Annotated in this window: 13 protein-coding genes; 9 read left to right on the forward strand and 4 right to left on the reverse strand. The window is 65.7% G+C overall.

The window, feature by feature from the left end; all coding sequences use genetic code 11:
* Nucleotides 1-172 precede the first annotated feature (172 nt).
* The 4 genes from F4Y72_04960 to F4Y72_04975 are packed head-to-tail and all read right to left on the reverse strand — an operon-like array spanning nucleotide 173 to nucleotide 5,623.
* On the reverse strand, nucleotides 173-1,381 hold the full coding sequence (locus tag F4Y72_04960) for a type II secretion system protein GspF (protein ID MXZ27636.1): 1,209 nt from the start codon (nucleotides 1,379-1,381) through the stop codon (nucleotides 173-175).
* Between the two features lie 12 nt (nucleotides 1,382-1,393).
* Complete coding sequence (gene gspE / locus F4Y72_04965) at nucleotides 1,394-2,860, reverse strand: type II secretion system protein GspE (protein ID MXZ27637.1); 1,467 nt, start codon at nucleotides 2,858-2,860, stop codon at nucleotides 1,394-1,396.
* Entirely contained in the window at nucleotides 2,857-4,806 is a 1,950-nt protein-coding gene (gene gspD / locus F4Y72_04970) for a type II secretion system protein GspD (protein ID MXZ27638.1), read from the reverse strand. The genes gspE and gspD overlap by 4 nt, the downstream gene beginning before the upstream one ends.
* 4 nt (nucleotides 4,807-4,810) lie before the next feature.
* A complete protein-coding gene (locus tag F4Y72_04975; protein ID MXZ27639.1) occupies nucleotides 4,811-5,623 on the reverse strand; it encodes a hypothetical protein in 813 nt (270 codons plus the stop codon).
* 122 nt (nucleotides 5,624-5,745) lie between these two features.
* On the opposite strand from F4Y72_04975, the gene clpS reads away from it, so the two are divergent.
* From clpS to F4Y72_05020, 9 genes are all read left to right on the forward strand, one after another.
* Nucleotides 5,746-6,078 carry an ATP-dependent Clp protease adapter ClpS gene (gene clpS, locus F4Y72_04980; protein MXZ27640.1) on the forward strand — a complete coding sequence of 111 codons (333 nt, stop codon included), beginning with the start codon at nucleotides 5,746-5,748 and terminating at the stop codon, nucleotides 6,076-6,078.
* A gap of 28 nt (nucleotides 6,079-6,106) precedes the next feature.
* Nucleotides 6,107-8,365: an ATP-dependent Clp protease ATP-binding subunit ClpA gene (gene clpA / locus F4Y72_04985; GenBank protein ID MXZ27641.1), complete on the forward strand. Its 2,259-nt coding sequence runs from the start codon at nucleotides 6,107-6,109 to the stop codon at nucleotides 8,363-8,365.
* 42 nt (nucleotides 8,366-8,407) lie between these two features.
* Complete coding sequence (gene infA, locus F4Y72_04990; GenBank protein ID MXZ27642.1) at nucleotides 8,408-8,626, forward strand: translation initiation factor IF-1; 219 nt, start codon at nucleotides 8,408-8,410, stop codon at nucleotides 8,624-8,626.
* Complete coding sequence (locus tag F4Y72_04995; protein ID MXZ27643.1) at nucleotides 8,623-10,452, forward strand: DUF885 domain-containing protein; 1,830 nt, start codon at nucleotides 8,623-8,625, stop codon at nucleotides 10,450-10,452. Before infA ends, F4Y72_04995 begins: the two co-directional genes overlap by 4 nt.
* A gap of 173 nt (nucleotides 10,453-10,625) precedes the next feature.
* Entirely contained in the window at nucleotides 10,626-11,747 is a 1,122-nt protein-coding gene (gene gcvT, locus F4Y72_05000) for a glycine cleavage system aminomethyltransferase GcvT (protein MXZ27644.1), read from the forward strand.
* 13 nt (nucleotides 11,748-11,760) lie between these two features.
* Nucleotides 11,761-12,147: a glycine cleavage system protein GcvH gene (gene gcvH / locus F4Y72_05005; GenBank protein MXZ27645.1), complete on the forward strand. Its 387-nt coding sequence runs from the start codon at nucleotides 11,761-11,763 to the stop codon at nucleotides 12,145-12,147.
* A 6-nt stretch (nucleotides 12,148-12,153) separates the two neighbouring features.
* Nucleotides 12,154-13,584, forward strand: coding sequence for an aminomethyl-transferring glycine dehydrogenase subunit GcvPA (locus F4Y72_05010; protein MXZ27646.1), 1,431 nt, complete (start codon nucleotides 12,154-12,156; stop codon nucleotides 13,582-13,584).
* 1 nt (nucleotide 13,585) lies between these two features.
* Nucleotides 13,586-15,052 carry a glycine dehydrogenase subunit 2 gene (locus F4Y72_05015; protein ID MXZ27647.1) on the forward strand — a complete coding sequence of 489 codons (1,467 nt, stop codon included), beginning with the start codon at nucleotides 13,586-13,588 and terminating at the stop codon, nucleotides 15,050-15,052.
* An 18-nt stretch (nucleotides 15,053-15,070) separates the two neighbouring features.
* Complete coding sequence (locus F4Y72_05020) at nucleotides 15,071-15,868, forward strand: alpha/beta hydrolase (GenBank protein MXZ27648.1); 798 nt, start codon at nucleotides 15,071-15,073, stop codon at nucleotides 15,866-15,868.
* Nucleotides 15,869-15,875 lie beyond the last annotated feature (7 nt).

The raw sequence follows: 15,875 nt of genomic DNA on the forward strand, positions 1-15,875 counted from the left end.
GGCGGCCGCGATAGCAGATCACGGCCGCTTTACTCTTTTCGGCGCCGGTAGGCCAGCCCGCCCGGGCCTGCCGGAACCTTCAGCTACTCCGCGCATTTCGCACGCCGCGGTCAGGAACCCCTCTCTCCTTCATACGCCCCCGGGAAACGAGGGCATGATCCTCGCTCCCGGGCTACTGGCCGATGAGGCGGTTCATTTCGAAGATCGGCATCAGTATCGACAGCACGATCAGCAGCACGAATCCGCCCACCAGCATGATCAGTACCGGTTGCAACAGCGAAGTAAGGGTGTTGATGCGCGCCGACAGCTCCCGTTCCTGGGTTTCTGCTGCGCGGCCCAGCAGTTGATGCAGCTCGCCGCTGGCCTCGCCGCTGGCGATAAGCTGGATGCAGAGCGGCGGAAACAGCCCGTGGTGGTCCAGCGCCTCGGCGGCCGGCTTGCCTTCGCTGACTTCCCGGGCCGCGTCCATCGCGGCCTGGCGCATGGGCAGATTGGTGAGCATGCGCGCGGCCACCCGCAAGGACTCCCAGACGGAGACGCCGGCATCGGTAAGCGTGGAGAGCGATTGCATCAGCCGGGCCGAATTCAGTTCGCGCGATAGTGCGCCGAACAGCGGAGTGCGCAGGAGCAGCCGGTGCAGCCTCAGGCGCGCCGCGGGAAGGCGCAGCGAGCGAGCGAGGAGGCCGCAGCCCGCGGCCGCCGCCAGCAGTGCCAGCCAGCCCCAGGCGCGGGCGAAATCGCTTACTGCAATCAGCACGCGCGTCAGCCGCGGCAACTCCACGCCGCTGTCGACGAATACCGGGGTGACCTGCGGCACGACATAGACCAGCATGAGGCTGACGATCGCCAGGCTGAAGACGGTGAGTACCATCGGGTAGGCCAGCGCCGCCCGTACCTGCTGGCGCAACGCCTGGCGTTTCTCAAAGTGTTCGGCCAGCCGCTCCAGCACTTCTTCAAGGCGGCCGATCCGCTCGCCGGCGCCGACCGTGGCGACAAGCAGTTCCGGAAACCTGCGCCGCGAAGCGCCCAGGGCTTCGGCGAAGCTGTAGCCTTCCTGCACGCGGGCCCGCACGCCCATAAGGACTCCACTGTGGCGAGCGCGCTGGGCGGCCAGCGCGTTCAGGGCCGCGTCCAGCGGCAGTCCGCCGCGCAGCAACGTGGCAAGCTGGCGGGTCAGCTGCGCCAGGGCATCACTGCCCAGTGCGCGCCGCTGGCCGAGCCGGAAACGGCTTGCGATGCCCGGCGCCGCCGGCCGCACGTTTAGCGGCCGCAAGCCCTGCTCGCGCAACAGGCTGCGCACATGACGCGCGTTGTCTCCTTCAACGGTGCCGCGCCTGCGGCGGCCACCCTCGTCCAGCGCGGCGAAGCTCCATTGGGCCACCGCGGACCCGCCCTACTCCTCGCTGGTTACGCGCATTACCTCCTCCAGCGAGGTAATGCCTTTACGCACTTTGTCCAGTCCGTTGGAGCGAAGCGGCGGCGCATCCTTCCGGACTTCATCCTCCAGCTGCTGTTCCGGCGCTCCGTCGTGTATGAGTTTGCGCAAACGGTCGTCGACACGGACCAACTCATAGATGCCGGTGCGGCCCCGATACCCGCCGCCATCGGCTGTGGCGACCGGACCGGGCCGGTAAAGCGTCGGCGCCTCGTCAGGGCTCGTTTCCAGCAGCGCGCACTCGTATTCTCCCGGCGAATAGGGTTCGCACGTTTTCGGATCGAGACGGCGCACAAGTCGCTGCGCCAGGATGCCCTGCAGGCTGGAGGAAATCAGAAAGGGCTCCAGCCCCATGTCGCGCAAGCGGGTCACCGCGCCTACCGCGGTGTTGGTGTGAAGCGTGGAGAAAACCAGGTGACCGGTAAGGCTGGCGCGCACGGCGATTTCCGCCGTCTCCAGGTCGCGGATCTCGCCCACCATGACGACGTCCGGATCCTGGCGGAGGATTGCGCGCAGACCGCGTGCGAAGGTCAGACCCACACGGTTGTTGACCTGTGTCTGGCCGACGCCGTCCAGGTAGTACTCCACCGGGTCTTCCACCGTCATGATGTTGCGCGTGCTGTCGTTGATCCGGTCCAGCGCGGCGTACAGCGTGGTGGTCTTGCCCGACCCCGTGGGGCCGGTGACCAGCACGATCCCGTGCGGTCGCTGAATGAGCTGCTCCATGTGCTGCAGCGTCCCCGCGTCCATGCCCAGCGATTCGAGGTCCAGCCTGCCGGACTGCTTGTCCAGCAGCCGCAGCACCACGCGCTCGCCGTGGATGCCGGGCAGCGTGGAAACCCGCACGTCCACCGCGCGGCCCGCGATACGAAGTGAAATGCGACCATCCTGCGGCAGGCGTTTCTCGGCGATGTCCAGGTCCGCCATGACCTTGGCGCGGGAGATCACCAGCGGGCTCAGTCCCCGGCGGAGCTTCAGCGTTTCGCGAAGCACGCCGTCGACGCGGAAGCGCACGCTCAGGTTGAACTCGCCCGGCTCCAGGTGCACGTCGGAAGCGCCGGTCCGGATCGCGGACGCCAGCACCGCGTTCAGCAGCCGGATGATCGGGGCGTCGTTCTCGCTGTCCAGCAGATCGGAAGGAGCCGGAAGCTCCCGCGCCAGCGCGCCCAGTTCGGTGTCCTCGTCCAGGTCTTCGGCAATCGACAGGGCGCTGTCGGCGCCGCTCTCGTAGCGGGCCCTCAGGCGGCGGTCGAATTCTTCCGCGTCGATCAGTTTCGGCCGCAGGGACCGGCGCACGACGCGGCCGGCCTCGGCCAGCCCGGCCAGCCCGGCGCCGGCCCGCACCAGCGCGATCAGTTCACCATCCGGTCCGGGCGCAAGCAGCACTCCATGACGCTGCGCGAAGCTGAAGGGCAGTGCGTTCAATCGGAATCGGAGCCGTCGGCCTCTACGGTCCCGGCGTTGTCTTCCTCCTCTTCGCCCAGATCGAAGGCATCCTCAAGCTCGGGCATTTTCGTGCTTCCCCCCGAGAACGACTGCGCGAGTTGCTGGCGGCGCAGGTAGTCGTACTTGACGTTGGTGGCGGCGTCGGCCTGGGCCGAGTCGCGCAGGATGGTGGGGCGGATGAACAGCATCAGGTTGGTCTTTTCGCGGGTCTGGCCGCTGGCGCGAAACAGCGCGCCGATCAACGGCAGGCTGCCCAGCACGGGCACGGACTGGCGGCTCTCCCGGATCTTGTCCTGGATCAGCCCTCCCAGCACCAGGGTGCCGCCGTCTTCGACGATCACCGCCGTAGTCAATTCGCGGGTATTGGTCACCAGGTCGACGGCGCCCGCCACCGATGGCGCCAGTTCGGACAGCGTCTGGTCGATCTCCAGCCGGACCGCGTCGCCCCGGTTGATCCTCGGCGTGATTGTGAGCGTGAGGCCGATGTCATTGCGGCCCACCGTCGTAAACGGCCGGATCTGACCGTCCGCGCTGCTGGGGTTGATGCCCGAACTGGCGTAGCTGCCGGTGATGAAGGGCACGTTCTGACCCACGTTGATCGTGGCTTCCTCGTTGTCCAACGTAACCACCATCGGGGTGCCGAGGATATTGGAACCCTGGGTGTTCTCCACGGCGCTGATTAGTGCGGCGAAGCTCAGTCCGTCGTCCCGCACGCGCCCGACCGCGAAGCCCGCGCCGGGGCCCAGCGCTTCCGCCGCCACCGCCCGTCCCTGATCGGTGCCGGAAAGGGACCCGGCCACCAGTTCGCGCAGGCTGGTCCCCGAGGCCGGGAAATCGGTGCTGCCCAGCACGCGCTGAGGGTCGTAGGCCGCCCAGTTGACGCCGAGCTGGTTGGCCCGATCCGCGCTGACCTCGGCGATCAGGACCTCGACCAGCACCTGCGCGCGGCGGATATCGAGCTGGTCCACAACGGAGAGCATTTGTCGCATGGTGGCCGGCGGCGCGTCCATGATCAGAGCGTTGGTCGCAACGTCGGCAGTCACCAGCACCCGCTCTTCGCCGGTGCCCTGATCCTGGAACTGGGCCGAGAGTTGCGCCGCCATGTTCTCGGAATCCGCGTAATTCAGGTAGCGAACGCGAGTGTCGCCGCCTTCTACCGGAGGCGCATCGAGGTGCGCGACCAGGGCCCTGAGTTCAAGGCGCCGATTCTGCTCGCCGCCCAGCAGCACGCTGTTGGTGCGGTCGTCCGCCACCGCCAGGTTGAAGGCTGCGTCCGCCCCCACCGCCATTTCGTTCAGAACGCGAACGACGTCCCGCGCGCTGGCGTGTTCCAGCGGAATCACTTCGACGGGCCGGTCGTTCTTCTGGTCGATGCGCCCGATAACGCGCGCCACCTTGTTCACGTTGGAGCCGCGGTCGGAAAGGATCAGGACGTTGGTCGGCGGGTGGGCCGCCACGTGCGCGCCGGGCGACATCATCGGGCGAACGATCGGCACAAGACCCTGAGCGTCCACGTTGGTAACGGTCAGAACGAGGGTCTGAAGTTCGTCGTTCGCCGATGACTCCGGGCCGGCGCCGGCAAGGATCCGCATGGTCCGGTCCGGAGAAAGGCGGATGACCGGCCCCGAGGGCACGGCAACGATGCCGTGAGCGCTCAGCATGGAAAGGAAGGCCTGGTAGTAGGCCTCGGGAGACAACGGCTGCGATCCGAACAGATTGACCTTTCTGTCGGCGCCCACCAGGGGATCGATCACGAAATTCCTGCCGGTGGCTTCGGCGACGGCCTCCACGACCTCCTGCAGGTCCGTATTGCGATAATTCAGTCGGACCGTGTCCTGCTGGGCCGCCAGCGTGCCGGCGAGCAGCAGGACAGCCGCCGCAGGCCACCGCCGGACAGGTTTCTTTCGGATGGGACTCATCTGCATACCCTCACATCGCCAGCAGGCCGAAGTTTTCGCTTCCTACGGCTATTTCCAACTGCTCCCCGTCGCGCAGTATGGTTAGCATCATATCGCCTTCGGCGCTCATTTCCCGCTGGGCCTGCGCCAGGTTGTCCGGGACGAAGGAAACGCCGTTCACCGCGACCAGCAGGTCGCCCGAGACCAGCCCCAGACTGTCGAACCATGCTCTGCGCGATCGGGGGGAAAGCCGGTAGCCTTCCATTGCGCCGTCGGCGTCCATGATCGGATCCATGTTGATCAATTGCGATAGCGTCTCTCGCGGAAGCGCCAGCAGCTGATCGCCGATGCTGCCCGCGCCGGACGGCGCCGGCCTCCCGCTCACGGTCATGCCCGATTCGCTGAGCGGGAGGCGGAGCGTTTCGGCGCCGCGCCGAAGCAACACCTCATGCGGCCGCACTTCCTGCAGAAGGATGCCGGAAGCCACGGTGTCACCGAGGAAATAGGTCTCCGAAACACCGCCGGTCTCGATGATGGCGTGCGCCAGCCTCCTGTTTGCGCTAGCCACGACGCCCGTAAGACGAAAGTTGCCGTTGCGAATGACAGACGGTGCCTGTCCTGCATTTCCGCGCTGAGCGGGCAGGCCGAAGAGGCTGCTGCCGGGCGCTCCCGCGCCGGTCTCCCGCGTTGCAGCCGCCGGCCGGATGCCTGTTGCCGTCGGAGGTTCGAACTGCGTCATACGCCAGGCCGTCAACGCGATTTCCACCAGTAGCCACGCCGCCACGCCCATCAGGGCGAGTGCCGGCAGGCGCCACAGAAGTCTGCCGCTATTCTCGAAAGTCATGCGAAATGTCCACGCTTGCGACGCATTGTTGCAGGGAGATTGTGATAACTTTAGGGCATTATTCCAGATGCCCTGAAGGCATCATTCCGGATGCCGTAAAGGCATCATCCCGCACACCGGAAATGAACAAGCCAACCAACAAGGATCGCCTGCCCGATTTCGGCAGCGCCCCGGAAACCGAAGTCGCGCCGCCGGAAGTCGAGCGCCCATCACTGTATCGCGTCGTGCTGCTCAACGACGACTATACGCCGATGGAGTTTGTCGTGCAGATGTTGCAGAAATTGTTCGGCTACGGACGCGAGAAGGCTACCCGGATCATGCTGGAAGTGCATATGAAGGGGCGTGGCGTCTGCGGCGTCTTTTCTTTCGAGATCGCCGAAACCCGCGCCGCCCAGGTGCTGGACTACGCGCGCCGCCACGAACATCCGCTTGCGTGCGTGGTCGAGAAGGCCTAGTGTTGGCTCCAAGCCACGTTCTACCAAGATGCTGAGCCGCGAACTCGAGATCTGCCTGTCCAACGCGCTGGTGCGCGCGCGGGAGAGCCGCCATGAATTCCTGACGGCGGAGCATCTGCTGCTGGCCCTGACCAGCAGTCCGGTAGTGACGGAGATCCTGGCTGCCTGTGAAGCCGACGTGGATGATCTGGCCCGGGCGCTGGAGGAGCATCTCGAGGAGACCATGCCGACTCTGGGCGTGGAAGCGGACCGGCAGACCCGGCCCACGCGCGCCTTCGACCGGATACTCAAACGCGCCATGGCCCATGTGCAGAACAGCGGCGTCAAGGAAGTCAGTTCCGCCAATGTCCTGGTGGCGCTGTTCGCCGAGAACCAGACCTTCGCGGTGAGCGAGCTGAATCGGCAGGGCGTCACACGCCTGGATGTCGTGAACTACATTTCCCACGGCATTTCGCGGGCCAAAGCCTCTCCCGCCGGCGAGCCGGCCGAAGACGCCGCCGACGCGCGCGGCAAACGGGCGCTGGAGACCTACGCCGCCAATCTCAACGAACGCGCCCGCAACGGCAAGATCGACCCCCTGGTGGGGCGCGCCGGCGAGATCGAGCGCGCCATGCAGGTGCTCGGCCGCCGGCGCAAGAACAACCCGCTTTTCGTGGGCGACGCCGGCGTCGGCAAGACCGCGCTGGCCGAGGGCCTGGCGATGATGATGGTGAGCGAGGACGTCCCGCCGTCGCTGGACGGATGCACGCTCTACGCGCTGGACATGGGCGCGCTGCTGGCCGGAACACGCTACCGGGGCGATTTCGAAAAGCGCCTCAAGGCGCTGGTCAACGAACTTGCCGAAGAGGAAGGAGCCATCCTGTTCATCGACGAGATCCATACGGTGATCGGCGCCGGGGCCGCTTCCGGCGGTATGCTGGATGCCTCGAACATCATCAAGCCGGTGCTGGCCAACGGCGATCTGCGCTGTATCGGCTCCACCACCTACAAGGAGTATCGCGGCGTATTCGAGCGCGACCGGGCGCTGGCCAGGCGCTTTCAGAAGATCGACGTTCCGGAGCCCACCGTCGAAGAGACTTACGAAATCCTCTGCGGGCTCAAGAGCCGCTTCGAGGACCATCACAAGACCAGCTACGACGACGACGCCCTGCGCGCCGCCGCCGAGCTCTCGGACCGCCATATTGGCGACCGCTGCCTGCCGGACAAGGCCATCGACGTGGTCGATGAGGCGGGAGCGCGGCTGAAACTGAACGCCGCGGAGGATGAGGAACTGATCGTGGACGTTGGACAGGTCGAGGCGGTGGTGGCGCAGATGGCCGGCATACCGCCCCGGACCGTCTCGGCCTCCGACCGCGAGTTGCTGGAGCAGCTGGAGAGCAATCTGAAACGCGTGATCTTCGGTCAGGATCCGGCCATCGATGCGCTGTCATCGGCGATACGCATGGCCCGGTCCGGTTTGCGCGAAGCCGAAAAGCCGGTCGGAAGCTTCCTGTTTTCCGGTCCCACCGGCGTCGGCAAGACAGAAGTGACGCGCCAGCTCGCCTACTGCCTTGGCCTGGAACTGCTGCGTTTCGACATGTCGGAGTACATGGAGCGCCATACGGCGTCGCGGCTGATCGGAGCGCCTCCGGGTTACGTGGGCTTCGATCAGGGCGGACAGCTCACCGAGGCCGTCACCCGCCATCCCCATTCGGTATTGCTGCTGGATGAAATCGAGAAGGCGCATCCGGATGTGTTCAACCTGCTGTTGCAGGTCATGGACCACGGCACGCTGACCGATAACAACGGCCGCAAGGCCGATTTCAATCACGTGATCGTGGTCATGACCACCAACGCCGGCGCCCGCGAGGCGGCCCGCGGGTCGATGGGCTTTACGCCGCAGGACCATTCCAGCGACTCCATGTCGGCGATTGAAAAAATGTTCTCGCCCGAGTTCCGCAACCGCCTCGACGGCGTTATTCAGTTTGCGGCGCTGGAGCACGATTCGGTGCTGCGCGTGGTCGAGAAGCTGGTGCTGGAGCTCGAGGCGCAATTGCAGGGGAAGAACGTGACCCTGGTGCTGGAGGACGAGGCCCGGGAGTGGATTGCCAGGCGGGGTTATGACCGTAAAATGGGCGCCCGACCCATGGCGCGAGTAATCCAGGAGCACATCAAGAAGCCGCTGGCCGAGCGGATGCTGTTCGGCGACCTGCAGCAGGGCGGGCGCCTGCTGGTGCAACTCGATGAATCGGGCGAGGGACTGGCGCTGGAAGTGGACGAGCGCCAGATGGCCGAGGAGGACCAGTGAGGTCCGCGCGGCGATTTGGCGCACCGGCAGGGTAGCGGCTCAGTGGCGAAGCAGGAACCGATACAGTTTCAGGGGGTAGTCACCGAGACCCTGCCCAACACGACTTTCCGCGTCACGCTCGATAACGGCCACTTGGTGATGGCGCATATCTCCGGCAAGATGCGCAAACACTACATCCGCATACTTACCGGCGACCGGGTAACGGTGGAATTGACCCCCTACGATTTGAGCAAAGGGCGCATCGTCTATAGAGAGAGATGAGGCCGGGAGCGAGGGCGTCTCGCCCTCGACGCAGCAAGAGGAGTAAACGCATGCGAACAGCAGCCGGTCCGATCTGTATTCTGGCGATCCTGTTGATGGCGGGCTTTGTTCCTGCCGGCGCTCAGCCGGCGACGGCGGAACAGCAACTGGATGAGTTGTTCGCGGAAGAGTGGGCGACCCGGCTGCGCGAGAACCCCCTGCTGGCCACCTCCATGGGCGTCAGCGACTACAACGGGAGTTTGCCTGGAGTTTCGCTCGACGATATCGAGCGCCGCAGGCGGCAATCGGCTGCATTCCTTGATCGGCTGAACGGGATCGACCTGGATGCGCTCCCTGCGGAACGCAGGATGGACCGGGAACTCTTCGAGTGGATGCTGCGCAACCGCATCGAGTCGGCGTCGTTCTACCCGGAGCGGATACCCTTTATCGCCGACAGCGGCTTTCATTCCGGCCTGTTGCGCGCCGCGGACAGCGTCAGTTTTCGCAAGCTCGGCGATTACGACGATTTTCTGCAGCGATTGCGGGCAATCCCCCGCTACGTGGATCAGAACATCGAGAACATGCGCGCCGGCCTTGCCGACGGGTTCGTCGCGCCGCGTGTGGCGCTGGAAAGCGTGCTGCCTACGGTAACCGCGCCGGCCGGAAAGGCGGTCGGCGAAAGCGCCTTTTTCGCACCATTCAGGCGCCTGCCCGATTCGCTGAGCGAGACAGACCGCGCGCGGCTCGAGACGGAAGCCCGCGAGGTCATCGGCGGGCAGGTGCTACCGGCGCTGGGACGGCTGGCGGGTTTTCTGGACACGGAGTACCGCCTGCACGTTCGCGACAGTATCGGCGCCTCGGAGTTGCCCGAAGGAGCGGAATACTACCGGCAGCGGATACGCGCCATGACTACGCTCGATCTTTCCCCGGATGAAATCCATGAAATCGGATTGTCCGAGGTGGCGCGCATCCGCTTGGAAATGCTTGCCATCGTCGAGGAACTTCAATTCGAGGGCGGCATTGATGCGTTCGTTACGTTTCTGCGCACCGACCCGCGCTTTTACGCCGAGACCGCGGAACAGCTGATTGGCCATGCGTCGCGGATCGCAAAGAAGGTGGACGGCATTCTGCCGGGCTGGTTCAACCTCTTGCCGCGCACGCCGTACGGCATCATGCCCATGCCCGCGGAAATGGCGCCGACCGGAACCACCGCCCGCTACTGGTCCGCACCCCGCGGCGGCAATCGCGGCGGCTACTACTGGCTGAACACGTACGCGCTGGACCAGCGCCCGCTCTACGAGTTGCCCGCGCTGACGGTCCACGAAGCGGTTCCGGGCCATCACCTGCAGATTGCGCTGGCGCGCGAACTGGAGGACGTCCCGGAATTCCGCCGCACGCTGGGATTCACCGCGTTTGTCGAGGGCTGGGCGCTCTACACCGAATGGCTGGGCATCGAAATGGGCGTTTACACGACCCCATACGAGCATTTCGGCCGGCTCAGCTACGAAATGTGGCGGGCCTGCCGGCTGGTCATCGATACCGGAATTCACGCAAAGGGCTGGACGCGCGACCAGGCGGTCGTCTTCCTGGCGGACAACACTTCGCTCAGCCTGACCAACGTCGAAAACGAAATCAACCGCTATATCGCGTGGCCTGGCCAGGCCCTGGGCTACAAACTCGGCGAACTGAAGATCAAGGAATTGCGCAGGCGGGCCGAAGACGCCCTGGGCGCGGAATTTGACGTGCGGGCGTTTCACGACGCCGTGCTGGCCAACGGCGCCCTGCCGCTGCCGATCCTGGAAAGGGAAATCGACCGCTTCATCGCCCGCTCGCTCAATGCCGGCTAAAGCCCTGCGTCTTTGCGGTGCTTCGATCCCGCCCTGCTTGTGCCCCCTTCTTCCCGGAGACGCCATCCTGGCTCGATTCTCGCTGTCCCTGCTCCAACGCTCCTGGAAGAAGGGGGCACAAGCAGGGCTACGGCAGTGCCAACCGCAACCGGAATTCGGGAAGCTGGTGAAGTATGCCGTCTAAGGCGACGCCGCTGCGGGAACAGCATGGCGCGTGCGGCGGGCGCCTGGTCGATTTCGCCGGCTGGGAGCTGCCGCTCCACTACGGCTCGCAGGTAGCCGAACATCACACCGTGCGCCGGGCCGCCGGCGTTTTCGATGTTTCCCATCTGGCCCTGACGATGGTGTCCGGGCGCGGCGCGAAGACTTATCTGCGCCGCCTGCTGGCCAACGACGTCGATCGCCTGGGCGAGCGGATTGCGGGCCTCTACACCTGCCTGCTGAATGAATCCGGTTGCGTCATTGACGACCTGATCGCCTACCGTCTGGCGGATGACCGCTACCGCGTGGTCAGCAATGCCGCAACCGTGGATTCCGTGCACGCCCAAATGCGGAAGACCGCGCGCGCGTTTCCGGTAACGCTTGTGGCCGAGGAGGAGCGGGTTACCCTGGCGGTCCAGGGTCCGCAAGCCATGGAAACGGGCGCGGCGGCGGCCGCGGCAGTGCTCGGCGGCGAATTCGCGAGCGAACTGGCCGCGCTGAAGCCCTTCAATGCGATGGGATCGCGCGGCTTCCTCGCCGCGCAAACCGGCTACACGGGCGAGGACGGGTTTGAAATCTATCTGGACGCGGCAACGGGACAGGCGTTGTGGCAGACACTGCTCGAGGCCGGCGTGGCGCCGTGCGGACTGGGAGCGCGCGACACCCTGCGGCTGGAGGCGGGCCTGTGCCTGTACGGCCAGGACATGGACGACTCGGTAACGCCGCTGCACTGCGGTCTGAAGTGGACCGTGGCGATGGATCCGTCACAGCGGGATTTCGTGGGCCGGCGTGCGCTGGAGCAACTGGCGGACAACGAAGACCTGCCCGTATTCAAGGGCCTGGTGCTCAAGAAAAGGGGTATGCTTCGCGCCGGTCAAACGGTACGGACTCCGCACGGCCCGGGCATCGTGACTAGCGGCGGCTATTCGCCTACCATGGGCGCCTCAATCGGCCTGGCGCGCATTCCGCGCGGTGCGTATGCCGATTGCGAGGTGGAAATCCGCGGCGTGGGAGCCACGTGCACCGTTGTGAAGCCGCCGTTCGTGCGCCGCGGCCGCATTCTGGTTGGCGCGCAAGGCGACAGTGAAGATTGAAGAGGAAACAGCAGTGTCAGAAATACCGACCGATCTCAAGTACACCAGCGAACACGAGTGGGTGCGCAGGGAAGACAGCGGGACGCTGGTAGTCGGTCTGACCGACTACGCCCAGGAACAGCTCGGCGACCTGGTCTATGTCGATACTCCGGAGGTTGGGGCATCGTTCGCGGCCGGCGACGTGTGCGCGGTGGTGGAATCGGTCAAGGCGGCCAGCGACGTCTATTCGCCTGCGGGCGGCGAGGTCGTGGCAGTCAATGAATCGCTCCAGGATTCACCGGAACAGATTTCGAATGATCCTTACGGCGGCGGCTGGCTGTTCGAAATGGCGCCGGAAGACGCGGCCGAATGGGAGGAATTGCTGGACCCGGACCAGTACGAAGAACTGCTGGATTCCTGACCCGAAATGCCGTTCGTTCCGCACACGTCCTCGCAGGTCCAGGACATGCTGCGGCGCCTGGGCGCCCGATCGGTTGTCGACCTCTACGACGAGATCCCGGAAACGCTGCTGCGGAACGAACCCCCAGGCATTCCTTCGGGCCTGGACGAAGCGGGGATCGGGAGGATTGCCCGGCAGAGGGCCGGTTGCAATGATCCGCTGCTTTGCTTCGCCGGCGGCGGCGCCTACGAACACCACATACCCGCGGCGATCTGGGACATCGCATCGCGGGGCGAGTTCTACAGCAATTACACGCCCTACCAGCCCGAGGCCGCGCAGGGATCGCTTCAGCTCACCTACGAATACCAGACCATGATTGCCGGGCTGACCGGCATGGATGTCGCCAATGCATCGCTGTACGACGGCGCCACGGCCTTCGCCGAGGCCTGCCTGATGGCGGTGCGCTGCAACAAGAAGTCGGACGCTCGCCGGATTGCCGTGGCGCGCTCGCTGCACCCGGCCTGGCGAGCGGTCGCGCGGACGCTGTTGAACGGTCAGGGTATCGAACTGGTGGAAGCCCCCCTGGACGATTCCGGCCGCGCCGATTTCAACCATGTTTACGAGAAAGTCGGTGGCGGATTCGACGCGATCGCCGTGGCCGCGCCGAATTACCTTGGCGGTATGCCCGACCTCGAAGTCTGGCGCGCGCTCGCCGACCGGGAGGGCTCGCTGCTGGTCGTGGGGATCAATCCCGTTTCGCTGGGCCTGTTGCGGCCGCCGGGCGAGTTCGGCGCCGATATCGTGTGCGGTGAAGGCCAGCCGCTGGGCATACCGATGTCCGGAGGCGGTCCCTACCTGGGGCTACTGGCCTGCAAGGCTCAATACATTCGCCAGATGCCGGGAAGACTGGCAGGGCGGACGGTGGACGCGGCCGGCGATACCGCCTACGTATTGACGCTGCAGGCGCGCGAGCAGCATATCCGTCGCAGCCGGGCGACTTCGAACATCTGCACCAATCAGGGGCTGATGGTGGTCGCGGCCACCTTGTATATGGCTTTGCTCGGCGGCGAAGGCATGCGCCGGGTCGCGTCGGCCTGTCACGCCCGGACGGCGCAACTGGTGGACGCGCTGACCGCCATTGGGGGCGTGCGGCGGGCGTTCGACGCGCCCTTTTTCCACGAAGATGTTCTTTGCCTGGACCGCCCGGTAGCCCCTGTTCTCGCCGCCCTGGCGGAGCAGGGCATCCTGGGCGGCATCGATATCTCCTCCGAGTATCCCGAACTGGGCAACGCGCTACTGGTTTGCGCAACCGAGATGCGCACGGAGGACGACATTTTGCGCTACGCCCGCGCGCTGCGCGAAATCGTCGCGCCAGGTCAGCGCGCTTCGCGAAATCGTCGTGCTACGTCAGCGCGCTACACGAAACATGAAACCGACGATTCCGGACAAGCCGCCTGACATGGCGCGCAGGCTGATATTCGACGTGTCGCGTCCCGGCCGGCGGGCCCGGGCGCAGGCGCCTGACGCGGACAGCGCCGCTCCGGTGGGCCTGCCGGCGGCATTGGTCCGGGACCGGGACGCACCCCTTCCCGCAGTCTCGGAACTGGATGTCGTGCGCCATTACACGCGCCTGTCGCAGCTGAATTTCTCGATCGACACGAACAGTTACCCGCTGGGTTCCTGCACGATGAAATACAACCCGCGGGCTTGCCACCGCCTGGCTTCGTTGCCGGGATTTCTCGACGTGCACCCGGCCGCTCCGGACGCTTCCGCTCAGGGCCTGCTGGAGTGTCTCCACGAACTGCAGGACATGCTGGCCGCGGTGACCGGCATGGAGGCCATCACGCTGGCGCCGATGGCCGGCGCCCAGGGGGAGTTCGCCGGCGTGGCGATGTTCAAGGCCTACCATCATGCCCGCGGAGACTACGGCCGCGACGAGATCATCGTGCCCGATGCCGCGCATGGCACTAATCCGGCCACGGCCGCCATGTGCGGCCTCAAGGTTCGGGAAATCGCCACCGGCAATGACGGGGATATCGAACTCGAAGCGCTGGATGAGGCCCTGGGCCCGCGCACGGCCGGCATCATGCTCACCAACCCATCGACTCTGGGCGTCTTCGAGCGCCATATTCTGGAGATATCAAGACGGGTTCACGCGGCCGGCGGCCTGCTGTATTACGACGGCGCCAACCTCAATGCCCTGCTGGGCCGCGTGCTGCCGGGAGACATGGGCTTTGACGCGGTGCATCTGAACCTGCACAAGACTTTCTCCACGCCGCATGGCGGCGGCGGTCCCGGCGCCGGGGCCGTGGGCGTGGCAAGCAGTCTCAAGCCCTTTCTCCCCGTGCCCTACGTGGAAGAGGCCGAAGGGGCCTACCGGTGGCGCACCGACGGTCCGGACAGCATCGGAAAGCTGGCGGCCAACGGCGGCAACATCGGCGTGCTGCTGCGCGCCTGGGTGTACCTGAGGATGCTGGGGCGCGAGGGACTGCAGCGCGTGGCCGACCACGCGGTGCTCAACGCCAACTACCTGGCGTTCCGGCTCGCGGAGGAGGGCTTCGATCTGGCCTATCCAGAACGGCGCGCCGGGCACGAATTCGTGATCAGCCTCAAGCGCCTGCGCGATCGAACCGGAGTCACCGCGGCCGATTTCGCCAAGGCCATGCTGGACGAAGGCTCTCATGCGCCCACCGTGTACTTCCCGCTTCTGGTTCCCGAGTGCCTGCTCATCGAGCCGACCGAAACCGAATCTCCCGAAGCGCTGGATGCGTTGATTGAAGCCATGGTGCGTATCCGCGACGCGGCCCTCAGCGATCCCGAGGCGGTTCGCTCCGCCCCGCACCGCATGCCGATCCGGCGTCCCGACGAGGTGTTGGCCGCCCGCAAGCCGGACCTGGCCCACGCCCCGGCGCTGCGCGGGGATTGATGCGCGCAACCGGCCGACATGAAACGGGCCTACGTATCGACCCAAAGCGGTCAGATTCACCTGCGGTATCTCGAATCGCGCCGGAAGCCTGCCGGCCCGCTCCTGGTCTGTCTGCACCCGTTTCCCTATAGCGGCGCTTTCTTCGAGACGATCGCGCCGCTATTGAACGAGCGGCGCATGGTCCTCGCGCCGGATTGCCCCGGGTTCGGGGGATCGGACGCACCGGAAGAGATGCTCTCGATGGAGGAACTCGCGCAAACCGTACTTGAGGCGCTTGCAGGAGCGCCCGGGGCGCCGGCCGGCCCCGTGGACCTCATGGGCTTTCACAGCGGCTGCCTGCTGGCGGTGGAGATGGCGCGGCTGGAGCCTTCCCGCGTGCGAAGAATGACCATTGTTGACGTGCCTTACTTCACTCCTGAGCAGCAGGCCGGCCGATATCCCAAGTCCACCGCGCCGGTACGCTACGACGGAGACCTGGCGAGCCTGGCCGGTGCCTGGGAGTTCAGCGTGGCCAGGCGCCTGGACGGCATGCCGTTCAGGCGGGCTTTCGGCAACTTCGTGGAAATGTTGCGTGCGGGGGAACGGGCCAATTGGGGATACCACGCCACACTCACCTACGATTGCGCGCCGCGCTTTCGCGAAGTTCGGCACGAAACGCTGGTCGTCGCCAGCCAGTACATGCTCAAGGAACACACGCGCAGGGCCGCGGCCGACATCCCCGGCGCCCGCTTCGTGGAGCGCCGGGACGTGACCCGGGCAGTCATGGAAGAGGGTGCCCCTGCCATCGCGGAAGAAGTACTGGCCTTCCTGGACTGACCCCGCA

Source organism: Gammaproteobacteria bacterium, assembly GCA_009838035.1.
Lineage (GTDB): Bacteria > Pseudomonadota > Gammaproteobacteria > Steroidobacterales > Foliamicaceae > Foliamicus.